Origin of the sequence: Brevibacillus brevis, assembly GCF_001039275.2 — a bacterium.
In the GTDB taxonomy this organism is placed as follows: Bacteria; Bacillota; Bacilli; order Brevibacillales; family Brevibacillaceae; genus Brevibacillus; species Brevibacillus brevis_C.
Window position 1 is genome coordinate 5,100,814 of record NZ_CP030117.1, and the last position, 23,082, is coordinate 5,123,895.

The 23,082-nt window shown below is 48.7% G+C and carries 21 protein-coding genes and 2 riboswitches; of the genes, 4 read left to right on the plus strand and 17 right to left on the minus strand.

The features are described 5' to 3' along the window. Positions 1 to 66 precede the first annotated feature (66 nt). Positions 67 to 1,044 (plus strand): YhcN/YlaJ family sporulation lipoprotein, encoded by a 978-nt coding sequence (locus AB432_RS24700; RefSeq protein WP_053079625.1) that lies wholly within the window; start codon positions 67 to 69, stop codon positions 1,042 to 1,044. A 69-nt stretch (positions 1,045 to 1,113) separates the two neighbouring features. Here AB432_RS24700 and lipA read toward each other — a convergent pair whose 3' ends face one another. The 4 genes from lipA to AB432_RS24720 all read right to left on the minus strand — a co-directional run bounded on the left by lipA (position 1,114) and on the right by AB432_RS24720 (position 6,124). Then, the gene (gene lipA, locus AB432_RS24705; protein ID WP_017251375.1) at positions 1,114 to 2,016 is read right to left on the minus strand and encodes a lipoyl synthase; all 903 of its coding nucleotides are present in this window, start codon (positions 2,014 to 2,016) and stop codon (positions 1,114 to 1,116) included. Between the two features lie 101 nt (positions 2,017 to 2,117). Beyond that, positions 2,118 to 4,313 carry an ATP-binding protein gene (locus AB432_RS24710; RefSeq protein WP_048034542.1) on the minus strand — a complete coding sequence of 732 codons (2,196 nt, stop codon included), beginning with the start codon at positions 4,311 to 4,313 and terminating at the stop codon, positions 2,118 to 2,120. Continuing rightward, positions 4,310 to 5,437: a metallophosphoesterase family protein gene (locus tag AB432_RS24715; RefSeq protein WP_048034543.1), complete on the minus strand. Its 1,128-nt coding sequence runs from the start codon at positions 5,435 to 5,437 to the stop codon at positions 4,310 to 4,312. The genes AB432_RS24710 and AB432_RS24715 overlap by 4 nt, the downstream gene beginning before the upstream one ends. Before the next feature lie 135 nt (positions 5,438 to 5,572). Continuing rightward, positions 5,573 to 6,124: a DJ-1/PfpI family protein gene (locus AB432_RS24720; protein WP_015893041.1), complete on the minus strand. Its 552-nt coding sequence runs from the start codon at positions 6,122 to 6,124 to the stop codon at positions 5,573 to 5,575. Between the two features lie 207 nt (positions 6,125 to 6,331). On the opposite strand from AB432_RS24720, the gene AB432_RS24725 reads away from it, so the two are divergent. From AB432_RS24725 to AB432_RS24735, 3 genes are all read left to right on the plus strand, one after another. Next, positions 6,332 to 7,339, plus strand: coding sequence for a M23 family metallopeptidase (locus tag AB432_RS24725; RefSeq protein ID WP_048034544.1), 1,008 nt, complete (start codon positions 6,332 to 6,334; stop codon positions 7,337 to 7,339). Between the two features lie 105 nt (positions 7,340 to 7,444). Next, complete coding sequence (locus tag AB432_RS24730) at positions 7,445 to 8,086, plus strand: TetR/AcrR family transcriptional regulator (protein ID WP_048034545.1); 642 nt, start codon at positions 7,445 to 7,447, stop codon at positions 8,084 to 8,086. A gap of 6 nt (positions 8,087 to 8,092) precedes the next feature. Beyond that, on the plus strand, positions 8,093 to 9,622 hold the full coding sequence (locus AB432_RS24735) for an aldehyde dehydrogenase family protein (RefSeq protein WP_048034546.1): 1,530 nt from the start codon (positions 8,093 to 8,095) through the stop codon (positions 9,620 to 9,622). A 23-nt stretch (positions 9,623 to 9,645) separates the two neighbouring features. Here the strand turns inward: AB432_RS24735 and AB432_RS24740 are convergent, their stop codons facing one another. From AB432_RS24740 to AB432_RS24800, 13 genes are all read right to left on the minus strand, one after another. Then, positions 9,646 to 10,764, minus strand: a complete 1,119-nt coding sequence (locus tag AB432_RS24740) for a Ger(x)C family spore germination protein (protein ID WP_048034547.1) — start codon at positions 10,762 to 10,764, stop codon at positions 9,646 to 9,648. Beyond that, positions 10,761 to 11,849 carry a GerAB/ArcD/ProY family transporter gene (locus AB432_RS24745; RefSeq protein ID WP_048034548.1) on the minus strand — a complete coding sequence of 363 codons (1,089 nt, stop codon included), beginning with the start codon at positions 11,847 to 11,849 and terminating at the stop codon, positions 10,761 to 10,763. The genes AB432_RS24740 and AB432_RS24745 overlap by 4 nt, the downstream gene beginning before the upstream one ends. A gap of 4 nt (positions 11,850 to 11,853) precedes the next feature. Next, complete coding sequence (locus tag AB432_RS24750) at positions 11,854 to 13,356, minus strand: spore germination protein (protein WP_048034549.1); 1,503 nt, start codon at positions 13,354 to 13,356, stop codon at positions 11,854 to 11,856. Positions 13,357 to 13,482: 126 nt separating this feature from the next. After that, positions 13,483 to 13,947, minus strand: a complete 465-nt coding sequence (ribE, locus tag AB432_RS24755) for a 6,7-dimethyl-8-ribityllumazine synthase (RefSeq protein ID WP_015893048.1) — start codon at positions 13,945 to 13,947, stop codon at positions 13,483 to 13,485. A 16-nt stretch (positions 13,948 to 13,963) separates the two neighbouring features. Continuing rightward, positions 13,964 to 15,163: a bifunctional 3,4-dihydroxy-2-butanone-4-phosphate synthase/GTP cyclohydrolase II gene (locus AB432_RS24760; protein ID WP_048034550.1), complete on the minus strand. Its 1,200-nt coding sequence runs from the start codon at positions 15,161 to 15,163 to the stop codon at positions 13,964 to 13,966. 16 nt (positions 15,164 to 15,179) lie between these two features. After that, complete coding sequence (locus AB432_RS24765) at positions 15,180 to 15,836, minus strand: riboflavin synthase (protein WP_048034551.1); 657 nt, start codon at positions 15,834 to 15,836, stop codon at positions 15,180 to 15,182. 19 nt (positions 15,837 to 15,855) lie between these two features. Continuing rightward, positions 15,856 to 16,962: a bifunctional diaminohydroxyphosphoribosylaminopyrimidine deaminase/5-amino-6-(5-phosphoribosylamino)uracil reductase RibD gene (gene ribD, locus AB432_RS24770; RefSeq protein ID WP_048034552.1), complete on the minus strand. Its 1,107-nt coding sequence runs from the start codon at positions 16,960 to 16,962 to the stop codon at positions 15,856 to 15,858. Between the two features lie 128 nt (positions 16,963 to 17,090). Beyond that, positions 17,091 to 17,235: riboswitch (FMN riboswitch) on the minus strand. 112 nt (positions 17,236 to 17,347) lie between these two features. Continuing rightward, positions 17,348 to 17,495: riboswitch (FMN riboswitch) on the minus strand. A gap of 67 nt (positions 17,496 to 17,562) precedes the next feature. Beyond that, positions 17,563 to 18,231: an HAD family hydrolase gene (locus tag AB432_RS24775; RefSeq protein WP_048034553.1), complete on the minus strand. Its 669-nt coding sequence runs from the start codon at positions 18,229 to 18,231 to the stop codon at positions 17,563 to 17,565. Continuing rightward, entirely contained in the window at positions 18,228 to 18,770 is a 543-nt protein-coding gene (locus AB432_RS24780; RefSeq protein WP_048034554.1) for a YdbC family protein, read from the minus strand. The genes AB432_RS24775 and AB432_RS24780 overlap by 4 nt, the downstream gene beginning before the upstream one ends. An 85-nt stretch (positions 18,771 to 18,855) precedes the next feature. Continuing rightward, a complete protein-coding gene (locus AB432_RS24785; protein WP_048034555.1) occupies positions 18,856 to 19,638 on the minus strand; it encodes a hypothetical protein in 783 nt (260 codons plus the stop codon). 28 nt (positions 19,639 to 19,666) lie between these two features. Continuing rightward, the gene (locus tag AB432_RS24790; protein ID WP_048034556.1) at positions 19,667 to 20,365 is read right to left on the minus strand and encodes a hypothetical protein; all 699 of its coding nucleotides are present in this window, start codon (positions 20,363 to 20,365) and stop codon (positions 19,667 to 19,669) included. 241 nt (positions 20,366 to 20,606) lie between these two features. After that, on the minus strand, positions 20,607 to 21,539 hold the full coding sequence (locus tag AB432_RS24795; RefSeq protein ID WP_048034557.1) for a c-type cytochrome: 933 nt from the start codon (positions 21,537 to 21,539) through the stop codon (positions 20,607 to 20,609). Positions 21,540 to 21,697: 158 nt separating this feature from the next. After that, complete coding sequence (locus tag AB432_RS24800; RefSeq protein WP_048034558.1) at positions 21,698 to 23,077, minus strand: sigma-54-dependent transcriptional regulator; 1,380 nt, start codon at positions 23,075 to 23,077, stop codon at positions 21,698 to 21,700. Positions 23,078 to 23,082 lie beyond the last annotated feature (5 nt).

Below are 23,082 nucleotides of genomic sequence, written 5' to 3' on the forward strand. Positions count from 1 at the left end.
ACGCAACATGAGCTAAATTTCCCACGATAACTGACCTGTCCCTTTGGACATTCTATCGTGTAGGGGGTGTTACCATTGAAAAAGACATGGTTGTATCCTGCAATTGCAGGTATTGTGCTCTTGGCTTCTGGTTGTGCAAATAATGCTGCGCCTAATTACACGCATCCGAACAAGACGATGTCGTACCAGTCTGCTCCGCACGTTCGAAATTTTGATGGAATGCACGTCCGTAACTACGATGGCATGCGCTCGACGAACATCGACGGGTATCATCACACTCGTAATTACACTGGTACAAGCACCACTAATTTCGACGGGCTTCATACCCGCAACTATGACGGAACACGTGATGGACTTCACGTCCGTAATGGCATGGGTCTGACAAACAATGCTGGGATTAACTATGGTGTATATCCAAATGGTGCCTATCCACATGCAAATGTAAACAACTACAACGCCTACACAAGCGGTATGAGACCGTACAATGCCTTTACGGATCATAAAGCAGGTATGGGTACAGCAGGTGTTTACAATACTCCGACCGGAAGACACCATTCCATTTATCAACAGCATGCTTGGAACCGCGGTGGAGCAGGAGTCATGCAAACCGGAATGCCACACATGGGCTATGCGCAGACTGACCGTCAGCATATGAAAACCGCCAGTGTAACAAACGTCTACGTAGACCGTGATGCATTGGCAAAAGCTGTAGGGAATGTCACTGCAAGTTGCCCTGGCGTTCAGCGTTCTACGGTCTTGGTAACGGATAAAGAAGTTTTTGTAGGTGTGCACACACAAGGAGCAGATGCGCACACAGCGAAAAAACAGGCAAAAATGAACGCCGAATCGGTTTCACCACGCTATTACAAAGTGTATGTTACCGATAATCCGAATGACATCCAAGAAATCGCTCGTGTAGCAAGCCGCTCCAGCAACGTGAGTACAGCGCGTACAGAAGATGCGAAAAGCATTGATACGCTTATCAAGCGTATGGGTGGAACATCCCATAACGTGTCAACTCACAAAGCTACAACCAGTCGCTAAAGCCCTCTCCCCCATGTAGTGAAAAACCCCCTCTTTTCCGCTCGTATGGGCGGTTGAGGGGGTTACTTATTATTGCGCTTTTGGCATAGATTCTTTCGCAATCGTTTCCTTTGCGGCACTCGCCTGCTCGTGAGCGTGATACGAGCTGCGTACTAATGGACCTGACTCCACGTGACTAAAGCCACGTTTCATGCCTTCATCCTTCAAGTGAGCGAATTCATCTGGATGGTAAAACTTTTCTACCTTCAAATGCTTCTTGGTCGGTTGCAAGTACTGGCCAATTGTCATGATGTTGACGTCGACAGAACGCAGGTCATCCATCGTTTCGATGATTTCCTCCATTGTCTCCCCTACACCAATCATCAGGCTGGACTTGGTCGGAATGCTCGGCTGGAATTCCTTCGCCTTTTTCAACAGTTCCAGCGTCCGATCGTATTTGGCTCTTGCCCGTACGCGATCTGACATCCTGCGAACCGCCTCAATGTTGTGGTTTAGTACGTCAGGCTTTGCGTCCATGACCACTTTTAACGCATCCCAGTTCCCCATAAAATCAGGAATCAATACTTCTACGGAGGCAAATGGCAGTCGACGACGAATCGCACGAATCGTATCGGCAAAAATCTGTGCGCCTCCATCTGCCAAATCATCACGAGCAACGGAAGTAACAACGACATGCTTCAAACGCATTTGTTCTGCTGCTTCTGCTACACGTTCTGGTTCAGCTGTATCCAGCTCCGTTGGTAGTCCAGTTTTTACTGCACAAAACCGACAGGCACGGGTACATATATCACCCAAAATCATGAAAGTTGCTGTACCGCTTGCCCAGCATTCATGAATGTTGGGGCATTTTGCTTCTTCACAAACGGTATGTAGCGTCTTCGTGCGCATGGTTTGCTTAAGCTCTTTAAAGCTGGCTAGTTCTGATCCTGAAACAAGGTTGATCTTGAGCCACTCCGGCTTGCGTTGCGTCATAGGGCTCACTCCTCATGTGACATCATGGTACAAGACAATAACAATCTCCATTATAGAGGTTGGATTTCGGAGGGGCAACCTCTTTCCTCCCCCGGAAACAATTACCCGATCTGATGCACGGCATGGCGGTTCCCTTGACGCAGCAATGGCGCAAGCATGCGCAGCTCTCGCTCATGACAGGTGAAGAGAAACACTTGCTGTTCTTGTGCCAGCATCGCTATATAGTCAAGCGTTCGACGCAGGCGCTCGTCATCATAATGGACAAAATGATCATCGAAAAAGAGCGGCAATGGCTCCGACTGCTTGGCATGATGCACCAAGGCCAAACGTTGGGCAAGGTATAGCTGATCAATAGTCCCTGTAGAACATTGATCCTGTTCGAGCACCATTTGCTTGGTCGGTTCCAGCAAACGGACGGCAAATCCGTCACGGGGATCGAGTCTGACATCCCGATACGCTCCCCCTGTAATATGCTCGATGATCTCCGAAGCCTGCTGGTTCACAGCAGGTGTGCTATCCCGCCGCCATTCCCCTACTGACTCTTGCAGCATTTCCCGAGCCAATTGAAGGGCATCTCGCTTATTTTGTAGCTGACGAAGTGCTGCCTGCGCTTCCTCAAGCTCATCAGTCGCGCGAGATAATGACAGGCTCTCATGAACCGCCATCTCCCCATTTCCTCTGGCTATTTGTTCACGCAGTTCCTGTAGTCTTTCCTCAATCTCCACCATCTCGATGCGCAATTTGCCTTGCTCCGTCTCAAGCGCGTTTTTTTCCTGATCCAGCAAGGTCCGAAGTGCCTCACCCCAGCTTGCAGACAAATCGGCCTCCTGCTTCGTTTTGGCCATCTCCGATAGAAGCTGCTCAGATTGTTGCTTGCGTGTGCTTTTCAGTAGCTCTTCCCGTCTTTCCAAAAATGTATCCCAATTACTCGCACCCCATCGCTGAACGAGTGTGGCGAGTTCAGCATCGAGTGAAGCGATCTCTTCTTGTACCCTTTGACTTTCCTGTACCGCATCATGATCCGCTGCCTGTTTAGCTCCGACCGTACTCCCTTTTACTCGGAGCAAGAAAACCCCAAAGCCGAACAGCAACAAAGCAGCAGTCACAGAAATTCCTCCCAGAACGGGATGTCCACTCACAAAGCCGATTCCCCCGAGAACAGACAGTATCCCTGCGCCGCCCCACATGAGTACAGCTCCCCGCTTCCTTTTCGCCTGATTGCCTTGTCGGGAGCTGCGTGAGGCAGTACTTCGCGGACTTGTAGAAAGGGCGGATACAGCCAGGGTCGCCAAACGAACATGCAATGCTTCTCGCTGCTTGAGCCATTGTGTGCCTTTTTCATAATCATGTTGTAAGGGAATGAGACGTTCATCACCCTGTTGTACAGCATCCGTCGGCATGTTTACATGAGTGAAACCGCGTCTTGCTTCTTCGTGAATAGCTAACTCAGCCTCAGAGCGAGCTGTTTGCTCCCACCACGCCCAGTCTTGTTGACTGACAGGAGCATGACTTCGTTGCCAGCGTTCCTGCAACGCTTTTGCTTGTCCGGTTGAGCGCTCCAGACGCTGCTGCAATCGGCTCCGCCGCTGCTCTAATTGCTGACATTCTTCTGTGGCTTCCGCTATTTGCAGCGTCAGTTGGCTGATCGTTCGCCACGCTGCTTTTGCGCTTTCCTTCTCCTGCTCTTTTTGGGCCACCTTCGTAGCGGCTTTTCCCAAAAGGGTATTCTCGGCCCGTTCTTTTTTGCCGATGAGGGCAACCTCCCGATCCAGCTCCGCCAAAATTTGTTGGACAGCCGGATTGGCTTCTTCCGCAGTCGTAAAAGTCGGAATCAAATGTTCAGCCGCCTGAAGCGGTTCCCTCCTGATCCAAGTCAAATCCGTAAATAGACTTCGTGTAAGGCCCGTATGCTTTTCGATAAAATTCCGTTCCTTGCGTCTGTCTTCCAGATATAGATCAGTCATTTCCGTCCATTCGGGGTCCAAAAAGAGGCGCGCCTCCTCCCGTTCCTTCGTTAACTGGCGATGCAGGCGATAGGTTTTCCCCGCTAATTTGTACGAAATGATCGTTTCATACGAGCCACTCTGCCACGGACGGTATTTTTCATATTCAGGCAAATATCGGGCTGATTTGACGTAATCGCGCTTCATTCCATACAAGGCAGCGAAAATACCTTGTAGGATCGTTGATTTTCCTGACTCATTGGGGGCATAAAACAGATTGATGCCTGGAGCAAAACGAAAAGTAGCATCCTGCCATTTTCCGAAGCCCCTCAGCACTAGCTCCTCTATTTTCATCGAATGGTCCCCCCAATCCGCACCAAAGCCTCTTGCTTGGCTAGCCTGACGATTTCTCGCTCGTCCTCATTTTGCGCACGGGACTCTGCCTCTGCCAGCTTGGAAAGCCATCTCCCCCAAACGCCCCCCTCTGCGATCAGCTTGTCCTCATCCACATCAGGCCAGGTCCGGTCTGTCATCTGCAGCACAAAAAAGCGGGAAAATCGTTGTTGAAGAACGGACAATGGAGGCTGAAAATGGGCGGCACGTTCTCCTGTCAGCGTGATGTACATCAGATCGGAATCCTTTTCCTCTGCGAGTTGCTGCTCCATCCTGTCAATGAGCTGCTCAGTGGTTTCGACTCCTTTCCCTTCGATTTCCAGCTTTCGAATTTTGCGTGACTGGACAGGAATCGCCGTGAGCTGCAATCTGCCATCAAGATCCAGCTCTCCATACAAAACGTTTCGCTCTCCAGCTTCCTTACTCGTCAATCCTTCTGGAGATCCTGGGTAAGCTGCGAACGGTTGTTTTTTGACAGGATGCATGAATTGCTCCGGCTTGTGGATATGTCCCATCGCAACATAGTCCATGCCCGTCTGTACGAGCTGCTGCAAGGTTACAGGCGCATACGGATGATGCTCTTCGTCACCTGAATTGGAAAGCACACTGGCATGCAGAACCATCAGATGATGGGCATACCCTTCCAATTTGCCTGGAAACGTATCGAGTGGCGATTCATACACATGTGGCTGCCCGAAGCCCCAGCCGTAGATCACGCACGACTTTTCGGGAAATTCATACACACCCCACTCCGGTGTAAACCAGTAGACGTTTCCTGGCCATTCCAATGTTTGATAAAACGAATCTGCTCGCCACGGATCGTGATTGCCAGGTGCGATCACAACAGGGATTGGTGCGATACTGGCAAACAAATCATGTAAAAACATCGCAGTTGATCGTCTTCCCCCGTGGTACTCCAGCAAATCTCCGGCAATGAGCCAGAAGTCTGCTCCCTTTTGCTGAACAAGGTCACGGATTCTTTTCATCGTTTGACGAAAATCATCCTGACGCAGCTCGTAACGCTCCCCCAACATTTGAAGCGGCGCATCCAGATGGACATCCGCTGTATGAATAAATGACAGCACGACCAATTTCACTCCTCACATGAAACAGACGAACATACTTTCCCTTTATGATACAGAGGAAAAGGCTGGATGAAAAGCATCTGTCAGAACGAAAAAACTTCCGCCAGCAATGACGGAAGTTTGGAGTATTGGTTTTCACTTGAGCAAATGGAGGAATTCACGCATGAAGCCTGGCAAGTCTGGCCATGCATGTCCGGAAACAAGATTGCCATCGACATGGAGTGTTTCTGTTTGGTAGATCGCTCCGCACGCTTCTACATCGGGTCTGCATGCCTGATAAGCTGTGATTTCACGTCCAGCTAAGTGCTCGCGAACAATGGTCAATACTTGAGAGCCATGGCAGATGGCTGCGACTGGCTTGTTCGTCTCGAAAAAGTGCGCCACAATCGGCTTCAGGTGTTCATTGAGCCTGATATGCTCAGGTGCTCGTCCACCCGGAATAATCAAGGCGTCAAACGCCTCAGGGTTAATGTCTGAGAATGCAACATGGGCGGGAAGCTGATAAGCTGGCTTTTCTGTGTATGTCTCACTGTGTGCTTCGAAATCATGGCAAACGGTGTGCAGGGTTTTCACGCTTGGAGCTGCAATAACCGTTTCATATCCTTCTTCCAAGCACCGGTAATACGGATAGAAAACCTCCAGTGCCTCTACAGCGTCACCTGTTACAATCAACACTTTTTTGCTCATCACACAGCCTCCTCAGGTCGATTTTTTAAGGAATACACTCCTCCTGATTTCAATTCTTTGGCTGTACGGTGTGCTCCTGCCTCCTTTCCTGCAAATTTACAAAACTTTCCTCAATAATTGCCAAAAAGCTTTCCAAAAGTATCTTGGATAATCCACTCCAACTGGTAGAAACTACAACAAAAGACTACGAGGCTGGAGGGAGACGGCATGCGAGTTTTCCGCCTAATCATTCAGATCAGCTTGTGCGTGGTTGCAGCTATTTCACCACTAGAATCCGTCGCCGGAATTGCTCCGTCCGCCAATAAGCAAGACCCGGTTCTTCAAGAGCGCTTGCAAGTTTTTTTGCGCTTGGAATCAATGTATGGTATTCCGTGGAATTATTTAGCAGCCATTGATCAATACGAGCGAACCATGAAAATACGCCGGAAAAAGCAGGAGCAAGAAAACGTTTCGCGACTAACGGCTGTGGACATTCCAAGCGAACGTTGGGCAGGTGCATTCAATCCTGATGCAGAGGATACGAATCCGGTATCCATTCAATTTTTTGAAGGCATGGGGATGGATGGAGATGGCGATGGTGTCGCAGATCGTCACAACGATCTTGATGCACTCACGACCTTCATTCACTACCTATCCCAATACGGATTCTCCCACGAGGATTGGCAAATTGGTCTCTGGTCGTACTACCAGCGGGATCGTTCCGTGAAGACGATCAGGCAGTTCGCGCAGGTGTATGCAAAGTATCAACACCTGGACCTAGATGAGCGGCATTTTCCTATCCCCGCGAGATACGATTACAGCTACCGCAGTACATGGGGGGCTCCACGCGGCTGGGGTGGGCGTCGTATCCACGAGGGGACCGATATTTTTGCGAGTCACGGCACCCCTGTACTCAGCACAGCGTACGGAGTCATCGAAGTAATCGGTTGGAACAGGTATGGCGGATGGCGAATCGGCATGCGTGACATGGGCAATGTGTACCATTACTTTGCCCATCTGTCCTCGTTTAAAAAGGGGTTGAAGCCGGGTGACATCGTGGAGCCGGGTGAAGTCCTTGGATATATCGGCAGCTCTGGATATGGGAAGCCCGGCACCTCAGGCAAATTCCCTCCCCATCTACACTACGGTATGTATCGGGAAACAGGTGGAGCAGATTGGTCATTTGATCCGTATCCATATTTACGACGCTGGGAGCGGCAAAAGAAGCGGCAATGAAGCCGCTTCTTTTTTATGGGCAGCTCTTTTCATTGACAGACATCTTTCGTAAAAATACAATAAAAGCAGAAAAACTGGACAGTCGTCCAAAAAAGAGGTGAAAAAGTGACTACCCAGAAAAAAGCCGAAGCAAAACGGGCATTTTTGATTGAGCAAGCAACTGCTTGTCTGGCTGAAAAAGGGTATGCACATGTTTCCTTGCGTGACATTGCCAAGGAATCTGGCGTCTCACTTGGCATTCTGCATTATTACTTTGCAAGCAAAGAAGAGCTTTTGCTCGCTGTAATCTCTAGCTACAAAGGACGTTTTATGGAGGAGTTGGAACGCGAAGTGCTCGCAGCTCCATCTGGCGAATGGTCAGCAGCTCTAGCCCGTGTCTTGTGCCGGAGTCTACAAGAGGATCGGAAGCTGCATCGGCTCTGGTATGACTTGCAGGTACAGGCCATGTACGTTCCTGCGTTTGGTGAACAGGTAAAAGGGATTCGGTCCCGTCTGCATCAGCTCATCTCTCGAATGCTCGTACGATTGCAGCGCGAAGAACAATCTTCATTGACCATCGACGAAGATTATGCCATCTCACTCATTTACTCTGCAATCGACGGATTCCTTATTCAATTTTTGCTCGATGAGTTACAGAAGCCGGAAGAAGCGATTGCCCGTTTTGAACAGGCCTTTGCCCATTTGATGCATACATTCTTCTCTTCTGAATCTTTATCTTCTGAATCTTTATCTTCTGAATCGAGGTGAATCATAATGGCAGTCATGTCCATGCAAAATCCCGCCACTGGTGAGCTACTTGGCTCTTTACAGGAAGCGACTCCAGAACAAGTAGAAGACGCGATGGCACGTGCGCGTCTTGCCTTTCCAGCTTGGTCCACTACTTCGTTGGCTCGGCGTCTGGACTATTTGACACGGTTGCGGCACTATTTAGTCGATCACGGCGAAGAAATCGCCCGAAAAATTAGTGAGGCTACCGGAAAAGTTACATTGGAAGCGTATATGACCGAAATTTTCGTCACTGTCGACACGATTCGTTTTTATGAAAAACATGCTTATCAGATGCTGGCCGATCAGCCGGTACCAACCTCTATCGTGCTGTGGCCGAAAAAATCGTATATTCACTACAAGCCAATGGGTGTCGTCGCGGTCATCTCTCCGTGGAATTATCCGTTTCAACTTGCCATCATTCCTGTATTATCTGCCCTCGTAGCAGGCAATACCGTTATTTTAAAACCTTCCGAGGTGACTGCTTCTACCGGACTGCTCATTGAAGAGGTGTTTTCCGCTGTTTCTATGCCGGATGGTGTCGTGACCGTCCTGCATGGAGGACGCGAAGCTGGACAGGCGCTGGTAGCTGCGCGCCCAGATAAAATCTTTTTCACAGGCTCTGTCGCGACAGGCAAAAAAATTATGGCGGCAGCGTCGGAGCATTTGATCCCAGTAGAACTGGAGCTAGGCGGAAAAGACCCGATGATCGTGTTTGAAGACGCTCATCTGGAGCGGGCAGCAAATGGCGCGGTGTGGGGGGCTTTTACGAACTCCGGACAGGTATGTATGTCTGTTGAACGGCTTTTTGTCCATGAAAAGGTATACCCTGAATTTCTCAAGCTGGTTACTGAAAAGACAAAAGCATTGCGCCAAAGCTATCCGAATCAGGCCGAGGTCGGTTCGATGACGTCTTCCCAACAAATCGGCATTGTCCGCGAGCATGTTAACGAAGCACTGGCTACGGGCGCGACCGCAGTCACCGGAGGACTTCCTTCCACTGGCAGCATGTATATCGCGCCGACCATTCTCACAAACGTGACATCTGACATGAAAATCATGCGGGAAGAAACCTTTGGTCCAGTATTGCCGATCATGACTTTTGCCACCGAAGAAGAGGCTGTTCGACTGGCTAACAGCTCACCGTACGGGCTGAATGCCTCGGTATGGTCAGCCGATCAAACAAAAGCGGATCGCGTAGCTCGTCAGCTCGACAGCGGCAATGTGTGCATCAATGACGTCATTATCAGCTACGCCAATCCCCATCTTCCTTTTGGCGGGGTCAAACAGAGTGGCATCGGCCGTTATCGCGGACCTTCTGGGTTGCAAGCCTTTACGCACAGCATCTCTGTCATCCATGATCCAGGCAAACGCAAGCGTGAGTTCAATTGGTATCCATATACGAAAGATCAGGAGCTCACCTTTATTGGTTTGACGAACCTGTTGTACGGCAAGCTCCAAAACATAAATCGCCGGACTTTGGGTGCGATCTGGCGCGAATTCAAGCGTCTGTTCTAACCACGCCGGAATGCGGCTACTCCTTATTTCAGTGTGCCAAAACCAACTACATCCACATGAACCTCGACGTTGAATTTCGCTTTTTTATAAAGGGCGAGACCCGTTTCGCGTGTCCACTTGCCATAATACTTTTGGCGAATACTCTCCTCGAGCTGCGCCGGGTCAACCCCTTGCTTTTGAAAACGCACCAGCATCTCCATGCTTTCCTTTTTGATCCGTTTCTCAAGCTCTTGAACCATGGTCCGATATTGAGCCCGCTTCTCCAAGTCCTTACTGCCTGAATAGCCCACTAGCATCCCTCTTACCCGAAGCTTGATGTTGATGACAGGCTTTTTCAGGCTGCCATTGCTGCTTACTTTCGTTTTTGCCCGCACAAAATCGAAGACGACCTTTTCCGTTTGTTTTTTACCTGTCTTCGCCTCGTGCTGGAATTCGAAGCTCATACGGGGCAAGCGCTCTCTACCCAGAAACCCCTGAACCAGCTTCCCTTCTCGCTGTGAGTAAATTCCGATCATCTTGTCTACTCGAAAAAGGGCCGCCTTGGTGATCTGAATCTCTCCGTCACTGTGGATCAGATAAGGAAGATTGGGGTCCATCGTGTTGCTGGTCATCATAAAAACAAAATCGTGAATGGTCGCAAAAGACGAAAAGGCCGTTTCTACTCGCGGACGGAGCAAGTTGTTCAAATACGTGTTAATTTCCGGCCTGTGGTTATAGGTTCCTTTGATGACATCTTTCGCTTTTCCTTTTACGATGGCAATGTATACATTTTCTCCTACAATCGGATTGCGATAGAGATCAAGAATGACTTTTCCGATCCCTACTTTGCGGGCGTATTCTTCACTGAACAAAATCACACGTAATTGCGAGAGGGACATGGTCCTCTCTGCTTTTGTCGCGAGATTCAGCATTGCCTCGCTCGTCATCGAGGCATACGTAGCGTACACCTGCGTAGATTCCTTATTTTTGGAGGGAACCGGTACTGATACGGTGACATCAATCTTTTCACGATCCACATAATCGAAGCCCATAACCCCAATCATGGCCATGTCTTCCAGTGCCGGCCGTTCGAGTTCTCCCCCACAACCGCAAAGGCTGAGCAAAAGGATAACCGTAACAATGAACCAGCTCGCCCTCTTCATGATACCCGCTCTCCTCTACCGAACCTCAAGGAATGAAGCAATAACAAAAAAATCGGCCATAAGATCAATCCATAGGCCATATAAACAGTCACCTTGTCATAAATGTAGCGTTGTTTTTCTACAGATAATGGCCCCACAATGAATAGAAACGAAATGATTGTCGGTAAAAGCAGATGCCACAGCTTCGTCTTGTCTGCCATTTCTTCCAGACCGGTACGGGCAACCCACAAGTATCCCGTACTCGTGCTGAGAATGAGGAAGACCCAGAGACCAATCCCGAGATTTTCGATCCGCTCCAAAAAAGACAGCTCTACAGCCTTAAACAAATTCAAAATGGGATAAATGAGATTGTCCATTTGCCATTCAGAAAAATAAGCTACGCTTGTGATCAGGATCATGACGTACAACAAAACCACGATCCATACCCCAATCAGTACATGCTTGTGTGCCTTATTCTTCTCTTGGATATATGGGTAGAAAAACAGGACCAATTCATACCCAAGCATGCTCGCGTAAGAATTGTGCACCGTTTCGGCTATACTGCGCCAATCTGTATTAAAAAGAGGAAAAATATGCGTGAATCCTCCCTTTTGAAAGCCGTACTGCAATAGAAAAACCATCCAGCCCGTAAAAAAGAACGTTAGCAGACAAAAACGCGCGATCAATTTGATGCCGCCGTTCGTAATGTAGACCATGACCAATGTCAATCCAAGCAATGGCAGTGTGGCTGTCTGATTGCTCAGCATGGAGGTTTGAATCAGCCTGACGTATCCTTCATTGGCGGTAGATACGTTTAAAATGGCGTAGACGATAATCAGGATATTGAAACAGCGTCCCAGCCATTTTCCCAACAGCTTCTCGTGAATCCGAAACAGATTATCATCTGGATAACGTCGGCACAGGGCCATCATCGGAAATAGCGTTAAGCTGACGATGCATCCCAGCAAAATCGGAGACCACCACAGATTGTAGCCCATTTTGCTCGCATGGTGAGCCAGTCCAAGTAAATTAACCCCCACCATCGTATTCATAATCAATCCGATTACCAGGATCGGATTCAGGCTGTGAATTCTCCCTCGATCCATCTCCTTAGTCCTCCCCAACTGGCCGGACATGCTTTTGCTTTGCCCGGGACATGCGGTTGCGATTGACGATAAACCTCAATGGCGCACGTACGAGACTATTCATCAAATCGGTCCATTGACGCGGAACCCCCGGAGCCATATACGGCGTCCCAAGCGAAGTCAGATTGAGCAAGTGCGCGAATAAAAACGCCAGCGACAGCATCTGGCCGTACATGCCCAATACACCTGCCATCAAAATGAAACCATAGCGAACGAGCCGAATCGCATTACTCATCAAAAAATTAGGTGGCACAAAAGAAAGCAGTGCCGATACGGAAACAAGGACGATCAGGATATTACTGGCTAACCCCGCTTGTACTGAGGCTGTCCCGATCACGATACCGCCAACGATACCGATTGTCTGGCCGATTTTAGTCGGCATGCGTATCCCTGCTTCCCGCAGGATCTCGATGACGAGCTCAATAATGAGCACTTCGATCACGGGCGGAAAAGGCACCCGACTGCGTGATTCAGACAAAATTGTCAGCAAAGCGGGGGGAAGCATTTCCGGATGAAACGTCAAGACAGAAACGTAGCTGGAGGTGAGCATAATGGTGATAAATAAACCGAAAAATCGAATCATCCGTAGCAGGCTCGCCGTTGACCATCGATTGTAAAAGTCTTCGGGGCTGCTAAACATCTCCAAAAAGGAAGTCGGACAGATGGCAGCATCCGGACTGCCATTCAGCATGATCACGATCCTGCCGTCCAACAAGGCTGCTGTTGCATTGTCAGGCCGACCCGTCAAGCCGAATTGTGGGAACGGAGAGTACGGCTTGTCCTCCAGCATTTGCTTTAAGACAGGCATCCCGACAAAACCAGGGTAAATGACATTGTCGAGGCGTTTTTTCACGCGCTCCACATTTTCCGCGTTCGCGATATTGTCCAAATAAATCACAGCTACCTTGTTCTGCGCCTCGGTGCCAATCGTGTAGCTCGATACTTTCAGATGAGGCGTAGCCAGTCTTCTCCGAAGCAAAGACAAATTGATCTCCAGCATTTCAACAAAGGAGTCTTGCGGTCCAAGGACGGTCGCCTCTGTCTCGGATTTCGTAATGGAACGATGAGCGACCTGAAATGTATTCACATGCAGAATGAGATCCCTTTCCAGGAAAAACAAGATGGTATGACCGCGTAGCAAGTTACTCATCAACGTCTCCATATCGTCAAGAAGACATTCCTGTGAGAAGGGGAGCACCTGCATTGGATCTCTACCATCAGAACGCTGCAACGGAAGAAAGACATTCTCATAAATCTGGGACACATCCACCAGCGTATCGAGAAAAAAAACGTGTACCTCTTCGTCATTCATCTTCAATGACAAGCTGCTGAGGTCATCCACGTTTTGCATGCATTGTTTTACCATATCCGGTGTAATTTGTTCGCTTCGCCGCGCTTGACCCGAACCGATGCGACGCTTTGCTTGTATGGCCTCTACTTGCGCTCTCCACCAATCAGTCGGCTTCACGCTAGATCCCCCCTTTATTCAGGAAAATCTTTCTTACTTTGGCCTGCCCGTGGTGATTTTATCCAAAAAAATAGAAAACGGGAGCCGAAGCCCCCGTTGAAATATCTCGTTCTCCATATGAACTGATTAGGCGAACTGCTTAGATAAATTAGCCATTTCGATTGCTGCCGTTGCTGCTTCCCAGCCTTTGTTGCCTGCTTTTGTTCCCGCTCGCTCGATAGCTTGCTCGATGTTGTCTGTCGTCAAAACGCCAAAAATAACGGGTATCCCAGTCGATAGCGATAGAGAAGCAACTCCTTTTGCGGTCTCATTGCAGACGTAATCGAAATGCGGAGTGGAGCCACGAATGACAGCTCCCAATGTAACAACGGCATCATAGCGACCGGATTCCGCCATTTTTTTAGCGATCAACGGAATTTCGAATGCCCCTGGCACCCAAGCCACGTCTACCTGCTCATCTTCTACGCCATGACGCTTCAGGGCATCGAGAGCCCCTCCGACCAGCTTGCTTACGATCAATTCGTTAAAGCGTCCTGCCACAATCCCTACACGCAAACCTGTTCCAACCAAATGTCCTTCGAATGTTCTCATCGCTTATTCCCTCTCCTTATCTGTGCAAATGAAGCAGGTGACCCAGCTTCTCTTGTTTTGTTGATAGGTACCGTTTGTTGTGCAGATGCTCCGGCATTTGAAGCGGCACCCGTTCTTCTACTGTTAATCCGTATCCGGTAAGCCCGCGGATTTTTCGTGGATTATTGGTCAAAAGCCGCATGCGTTGCACACCTAAATCTCGTAAAATTTGTGCACCGATCCCGTAATCTCGCAGATCAGCGGCGAACCCTAGCTTTTCATTGGCCTCAACCGTATCCAAGCCTTCCTCTTGCAGCTTGTAGGCACGCAGCTTATTAATCAAGCCAATGCCTCTGCCCTCCTGGCGCATGTACAATAAAATACCGCGTCCGTTCGCTTCAATCTGATCCAATGCAGCGTGCAACTGTGGACCGCAGTCGCAGCGATAAGAGCCGAAAATATCGCCTGTCAAGCACTCCGAGTGAACGCGGACGAGAATGGGCTCATCCGGTCCAATCTCTCCCCTGATGAGAGCCACATGCTCTTTGCCATCCAGCTCGTTCGTATAGGCCGCTATCCGAAAGTCACCGTAGGCGGTCGGAAGCTGCACTTCGATTTCCTTTTTCACCATGGATTCCGTCCGCATCCGATATGCGATCAAGTCTGCAATCGTAATCAGCTTGAGATCAAAGCGGCGTGCGATCTCTACCAATTGCGGCAGACGTGCCATGGAGCCATCCTCGTTCATAATTTCGCAAATGACTCCCGCCGGTATGCCCCCCGCCAAGCGAGCCAAATCAACTGCCGCCTCGGTGTGACCCGCTCTGCGCAACACACCGCCAGACTTCGCGATTAACGGAAAAATATGTCCCGGTCTGCGGAAATCTTCTGCGGCCTTCTGATCGTCCAGCATTGCCAAGACCGTCTGAGAGCGCTCCTGAGCGGATATCCCTGTGTGTGTACTCCCTTCATCGATGGACACGGTAAAAGCCGTTCCTTGCTTGTCTGTATTGGCATTCACCATCGGATGGAGCTGCAAGCGAGTCGCGTGCTCTTCTGTCACCGGTACGCAAACGAGTCCCCTGCCATGTGTGACCATGAAGTTGATCATTTCAGGCGTAGCCGCTTCCGCCATGCAGACAAAATCTCCTTCATTTTCCCGATCCTCATCATCTACCACGATGACTGCCTTGCCCTGACGCAAATCTTCCAATGCTTCTTCTATGCGATGAAACATACTTTCTCCCTCCTTCTCACGCGAAGCCATTTTCCTGCAAAAAGGCTAGACTGAGCCCGCCAGATTTTTCTGTACCGCCATGATTTTGATACCCTAACAAACGCTCCACATATTTGCCGATGACATCTGTTTCGAGATTCACCAAGTCCCCAGGTCGTCTGTCTGCAAGACTCGTATTCGCCAGCGTATGTGGAATGATCGAAACGGTAAAACCGTTATCGTTTACGTCCACCACGGTGAGACTGATGCCATCTATGCAAATCGATCCACGGGCAATGACGTACTTCAGCAGTTGCGGTTTGGCCTCAATCCGAAACACGACTGCATTCGCATTCACCTCTCGTGAAGCAACCCTTCCGGTCCCGTCTACATGTCCGGAGACGATATGCCCGCCAAAACGGTCCCCCAGCCGCATTGCTCTCTCCAAATTCACTCGCTGTCCGCTGCGTAATTGCCGCAAGCTCGTCTTGTTCATTGTCTCTGGCATCACATCGACGCTAAACTGACGATTCGTATAAGAAGTAACCGTAAGGCAAATGCCATTGACCGAGATACTGTCCCCCAGCTTTACCCCTTCGAGTACCTGCTGTGCGCGGATGACCAGTCGACTCGCCTGCTCGTTCCCTTGAATCGCTTCCAACACGCCCACTTCTTCGACCAGTCCCGTGAACATGCTCTCTCCTCCTCACTCGCTACGCCTGTTTCTCCCATTGTGGGTACCCGATGATCTGTACATCACCTTTCCCCATCGGAGTGATCGTGACATTTGTCAACGGTACCGCTTCTCCCATCGTCGCAAAGCCTTGACCACCGAATGGCGAAGGCGCGCCGCTTCCCCCGATCAGCTTTAGCGCGATATGGCTCACGACCTTTTGAATCGCTCTCGCCTGCAAAAAGGAGCCGTTTACTTCTTGCCCGCCTTCCACAAGCAACGAGGTAATCCCCAGCTCTCCCAACGTAACTAGCACCTTTTCCACGCGAATGGGTGCATCCGTTGTGATGACCTTTACTCCTCTTGCCGCAAGCAGTTCCTGCTTTTCCCTTGGGGCTGCATCTGTCGTAAAGATCCAAGTCTTCGCATCTGCATTCTGGACGACACGGGCACCCAGCGGCGTACGTAAATGATTGTCCAAAATCACGCGAACTGGCTGGCTTCCAAAACGCTCCTCTTCCTGGCGCGCCGTCAACAGCGGGTCATCCGCGAGAATCGTCCCAACTCCAACGAGGATGGCATCGTGCTGCCTACGCAGTTCATGCACCTCTGCCCGAGCCTCTGCTCCAGTAATCCACCGACTGTGTCCCGTGAACGAAGCGATTTTCCCGTCCAATGTACTGGCCGTCTTTACCGTCACAAATGGACGTCTGGTCTGGATGTAATGGAAAAAGACTTCATTGAGCGCCCTCGCTTCTTCTTCTCTCACGCCCACAGCTACTTCCAGCCCTGCTGCCCGCAGCATCTCGATTCCTCTTCCCGCTACCAGTGGATTCGGGTCGAGCGTCGCTACAACGACACGACGTACACCGGCTACGATCAACGCCTCTGCACACGGCGGTGTTTTTCCGTAGTGACTGCAAGGCTCCAGCGTCACGTACGCGGTCGCACCTTGCGCTTTTTCCCCAGCCATCCGCAGTGCGTGCACCTCAGCATGGGGTTCTCCTGCCCGCAGATGCGCTCCCATCCCCACGATGGTTCCATCATTCACAATTACAGCTCCGACCATGGGATTCGGGCTGGTTTGGCCTCGTGCCGATCGTGCCAGTTCCAGCGCCAGATCCATGTACTTGCTGTCCTGTTCCATACCGCACTCCTTTCTGTTCCATCATTCCAGCCAAGCAAAAAGCCCTTGAAACCTCAAAGCGTTTCAGGGCATAGGGAAAGAAGCCTTACCTCATCCGTTTTTTCACAAAAAAACAAATGAAGAAAGCACAAAATCTTCTTCCATCCGGACTGTACCGTCGGCTCTGGGGTTTCACCAGATCAGTCGCTGTAAGCGTGGTCAGCGAGTCGCGGGCTCAGACGTACGTACGCCATTACCGCCGGTCAGGAATTTCACCTTGCCCTGAAGATTGTCGCTATGAAGTTTTATAAAAATAAAAACGCCCATGAATATTATGCTCAGGGCGTTCAGAAAGAAGCCTAGCTTCTACTGTTTTTTTGAAAAAAACAGCAAAATAGGCCGTTCCAAATACCTTCTCCCATCCGGACTGTACCGTCGGCCTTGGATTTGCACCAAGTCAGTCGCTATCAACTGCTTCGATAGCGAGTCGCGGGCTCAGACGTGCGTTCGTCATTACCGCCGGTCGGGAATTGCACCCTACCCTGAAGGCTGGTATTCAGTTACGCAAAGTATAGCATATTTTTCACTATTGTCTGTAATCATTTATTGGAGAAGTGCACTTTACCTTTGCTCGCACTCTTCAAGGACGGTCAGGAGTACTTTCAAATCATTTATGTACGCCTTTGGCACAACACCATTTTGCTCCATGTCCTGTTCGTTCCCTTGATAGGCAATAAAAGCGACTTGTCCGTCGCAGGCCGCCTTCCCATCGATCCAGGAATCCCCGATCATCGTCCAAGCCGAAACAGGCCATTCCGGCTTGCGGCTGCGAATATAGTGAATGCCCGATGGAGATGGCTTCAAGGTCGTCATCTGCTCGCGGGCTACGATTTCGTTAAAGTAGGGAGCGATTCCCGTCCCGTTCAAAGCCTCCTCTGCCGCGGCGTAGGCGTTGTTGGTCAGGATATACAAATAGTAGTTCTCTTTCAAGCGATCCAGCACTTCCACCGCATGCTTCTCCAATACAGCTCCATGCATGCCTTCCTTCTCAATCGCGGTTACTGCTTCCCACATAGCTTGTTCCAATTCACTCGTCATCTGCTCCGATTTTCTGCCAATCTCAATGAGCTGTGATGCGGTATACTTCTCCCAATCGAGAGTCGGCTCTACAATTCCATTGTCGGCCCACAGTTGAAAAATGGCCCGTTTCATCCCTGCAAAGTTGATTCGGGATTGCAGCAAGGTATTGTCCATATCGAAAATAATGCCTTTTGTATAGGATTTACTCATTTGTGGTCTCCTTTTTTAACAACGCGCCATGTCTGTTCAAGAGCAACGGTGTAGGCTTGAGCGTCGCCCGTCGGTGCGAGCTGATCATTATTCCACAAAGTCGCCGCTATATATTGCTGGCTATCCTTCAGGCTTTGTCCAACGATCCCTCCCGTCTCTGCCCCAGCTTTTGCGAGTACGTTGTTTTCGCTTCCACAGACTACGCGAAGAACTTGAGCGCTCTCTAATCCATCCAGCAACTGACGATCGTCGCTGTCTGTGAGCTTCGAGAAAAGCTGTACAGAAATGGCTTCATATGTCTGGCTCTGCCCTGTCTGATGAAAAATAGGATCGTGATCCTTCTCCATGAAAGATTGATAGTGTTCTCTACTCTCCCAAACAGTAAGAATACAAGCTTCCAACGGCTGATGCTGATTCCACCCTCCGACTTGTCCCAGAAAGCCTTTTATGTCCTCTACTGATCTCCATTTCGCTTGGGCATGGGAAAACGATTGCTTCTGATTTTCCGTTACTTTACATGTAATCCATTTGATCAGCATTTCCAAGCCTCCTTCGATCTTTTACAAAAAAGGAAAAGCGACAGTTCTACACTGTCGCTCTTCTCCACACACTACGGATTTTCCTTTATTGTTCCTTTTTGTTCGGGCTAGGAAACAATGCAGAAGTAACAAGGGGTAAAGAATTTGCTACATCAATAAATTTCTGCTTGGCTACATTACCTGAAACAACAATTATCTTTTCAGTATCAAAGTAATACAAGTAGCTATTTTTCAAATGATCCTTACCTATATATGCTTCGTTCCCATTTTTTAGTAAGATCGTTTCTCGATCAGAACTGGGTGTAAACGGAAAGCGTTTATATACGGTAATCGTAACGATCTCTTTTTCGTTTGCAAACACCCAAGCATTTACTTCTTTTTCTGGAATATTCATTTTTGTTGCATTGAACTTTTCGAAAGGTAATTGTAAACCCTCTTTATCTGTAAACTCTGTATTCCCCAACAACCTTACAAGCCCATAAACTCCCCAACTAGATGAGGGATTATGTTCATACAAAAAAACAGCAAAATTATTTTTTCCCTCTGGAGAACGTATAGCCACTATACTCTTTTCTCCAAGGGTCGTTTCGAAAATGACAGAATCCTTCTTAGGAAATTCTGTGGCTCCATCTTTAAACCCAACCTCGTATTGATGGACGACAGCTTCAGAAGGAGAAGAGACATTTTGAGGTGGATCAACAACCTTTACCCACTCCACTTCTTTTAATGCATGATCCTCCGGTTTAGGAGCTGCAGTATTATTAGGTAGCACTTTATCGTTCGGATCCTTAAGCTTATCTTCTTGGCATCCTAATAAGAAGCTGCATACAGCTAGGAGTAATATGGGTATTAGGAGTCTATTTCTCATTCTCAACTCTTCTCCTTCTTAGCAGTAATTAGAATTTTTCAGTTCTTGCTAGTTTGGCTTTGTGTTTTGGACCTATTACCTTGATTCTCTTTTTGTCTTGAATTTTGCAAGTGGGGGTTACATAGTAATGATCTCCTTCCCAAGTCTCCGTATAAGCACCATAATCAATCCATCCCCACTCACCAGGGCCTACTGTAATGGTAGTTGACTCTTCTGTCGTCCATGTTATGCTACCGCCTATTTCGAAGCCTGCAGTCGCTTCGATTACACCCCAATTCCATTTTCCTGATCCAGTAACTTTACCTGAAATCGTAGTGCTGGAACTTAATTTCGATGTTTCAGTCAAATCTCTACTGGTTTTATTGATAACTCTCGTTCCAGAATCCCCTAGTTTGAAGCCGCTTGCTGTTCTTTTCGCTGTAAATACCCATTCACCTTGATCACACCCAGCTGTGGGTCTTACTTTACGCGCATCCCCTCTATATGACGTCGTTGATGTATTTGAGGTAACATACGGCAAATTCGTGATTCTATTTTCATTTACGAAATTATAAATCTCGCTGTTCGGTACTTTATACTCGATTCCATCGATGTAATAGTAGCCACCTTGAATATTACTAATATTCTGATCCGTTTTTGCATTTGCTTGTAATCCCCCAGAAGTTACAAGAGAAGCGCCAATAATTGTAGCCATTGCTACTGAAAACAGTCTTGATTTTTTGTTCATTCCCGTTTACCTTCCTTATTCTTATATTTTTACTATTCCGGTTTATTATACCAATATTTTACAAATATTCCATAAAAATATAGGTAATTCTCGTAATGTATTGTTAAGCACAAAAAACAGAGGCTATCCCAACAGTAGATATTTCTACTTGAGAACTGCCTCTGTTCTTTTCATCTACTGTTGCTCAAATTATGTGCAAACGAAAGGGACAGCCCCTTTTGGGGGGTCAGATGCCGAGTTCCTATTGCTTCTTCTTGGAGCTGTCTACTTCATACGGCACATCCTTTGGAACGCCTCCAGCTGGCCAGTCTTGTGCCTTTTTGGCAAAGTCCGGACGCGGCTTGGACAAAATATAGGCTGCTAGGTCCGCAGCTTCTTGATCGGTTAACGAGCCTTGCTTGATACCGCCCATTTCCCCTAAAGGCATATTGCGCTGAATGTAGCCAGCGGCTTTGGAAATTCGGGCCATACCTGCACCAATATTGAAGGAGTTATCCCCCCATAACGCTGGTCCTGAGTTTGGGCCTGTTCCAGAACCATCAGCTGCATGGCATTGTATACACGATTTTTGAAAGAGTGCTTCTCCATTTGCCACATTCGGTTGAGGTACGCTCTTCATATCATTTTTTTCTATCCACGGGCGCTCTTTGATTCCTACTGGTACATCTGTTGAGATATACGTCAGATAGGCAACCATCGCTCTCATTTCATCGCTGTTGTAAGGCAATGGCTTTCCGTTCATGCTTCGTTGAAAGCAACCGTTGATGCGATCTTCAATGGTAAGCACTTTGCCAGACCTTGGAATGTACTGGGGATAGACTGCTGTGACACCCGTTAAAGGGGAGGTCGCATCCATTCCGGCATTACCGTGACAGCTAGAGCAGGAGAGCTTATTCCCTGTGTATTCAGGGATCACTGTGCTCGTTTCATTCATTAGCTTATGTCCATACTTAATCGATTCTCCCAATGGCCCTTCTGGCACCTTGTCCATACTAGGCGGGGTGTAGGAAGCTAGATTGATCGCTCCTGTTGCCCCACTCGCTGTTTTATCTTTGGCCTCATTCGCTGTTGAGGTGGGTTGAGCGGTCGGCTGTGTAGCGCAGCCTGCAAAGACCAGCATCGCCACTACTACCATAGACAGCTTCTTCCAGCCTGTCTTCTCTTTTTTGATCATAGGTCTCACTCCTCCATGTTGATCGTGCATTCACACCATGAGAGAAGCAAGAGGCGTGCCAAACCATAAAAGCAGGAAAACGAACGGCTTGACGCTTCCGAACAGCAAGAAAAAGAAAAGACCATGCCAAAATGTCATGGTCAGTACGCGACAAAATGTCACGGTCGCAGCTCGTACTCTTCGATTTTTCGGTACAGATTACGTACGCTAATCCCCAGCTTCTCTGCTGTCCTGGTCTTGTTCCATTGCAGAACGTCCAGCACATGCTTGATATGTTCTCGCTCTACATTCTTCAGTAAAAATGCTTCTTCCTCCCCCGTTTCTGCTGATGAAATGAGCTCCTTATCTGACAGATGATGAGGGGTTGACTGCTCGTGAGGAAAGAGATCCTTGTCGTCAATTTCCTCTCCTCTTGCCAAAACGACAGCACGTTCGATCATATGAGCCAACTCCCGAACATTCCCCGGGAATGAGTAGGCCAAAAGAGCTGCCTGCGCTTTCACAGAAAGCGGTTTGACTGGATACTTACGCTTGAGTCGATTCAAAAAGAAAGCCGACAGTGGCAAAATGTCCTCTCTTCTTTGAGCGAGAGGTGGAATCGTTATATCCATAACATGCAGCCGGAAATAAAGATCGGATCGGAACGTTCCTTCTTCCACTTTCTTTTCCAGGTCGGCATTGGTAGCAGCAATGATACGAACATCCACCTTGTGCAGAATCGGGCTCCCTATTCGGCGAAATTCGCCGGTTTCCAGAAAACGGAGCAACTTGACCTGCAAAGGAAAAGGCAAGTCCCCTACTTCATCCAAAAAGAGCGTTCCCAGGTGGGCAATCTCTACCAGTCCCTTTTTCTGAGCAGTTGCACCTGTAAAGGCTCCCTTTTCGTGCCCGAACAGTTCACTTTCCAGCATCGTTTCTGGTATCGCCCCCAAATTGATCGGTACGAATGCCTCTGATGCTCTCTCACTACATTCATAAATGAGTCTCGCGATAACATCCTTCCCTGTCCCACTTTCCCCTTTCAAGAGGACGATAAAGTCCGTACTGGCTACTCGCTTGGCAGTTGCTAGGACCTCTTTTAGCTTCGGGCTTTCCGCAACGATTTGAAACGTCGTTTTCCCGTTTGTCGATAGAACTTCTCTCAACTGTTGGTTTTCCTCTGTCAACTGCTGTTTTTCGACGGCCTTGGAAATCAATACCTCCAATTCATTGAGGTTGTACGGTTTTGTCAAATAATCATAAGCGCCGCGTTTCATTGCTTCGATTGCTGTTTCGATTGTTCCGTGTCCGGTCACAACAATGATTTGAATGGCAGGAGAGGCTTCCTTGCACCATTGCAGAAAGGAGAGACCGTCCATCCCGGGCATTTTCAGATCAAGCAAAATCACATGTATCGTTTCACTAGTGACTAGCTGCTGTGCACTGATTCCGTCAGATGCTTCCAGCGTGGTATATCCCTTTCTCTTTAATCGACTGGTTAATAGATGGCGGAAATCTGCTTCGTCATCAACGATGAGTATACGAGTGTCAGCGTGCATCTTTT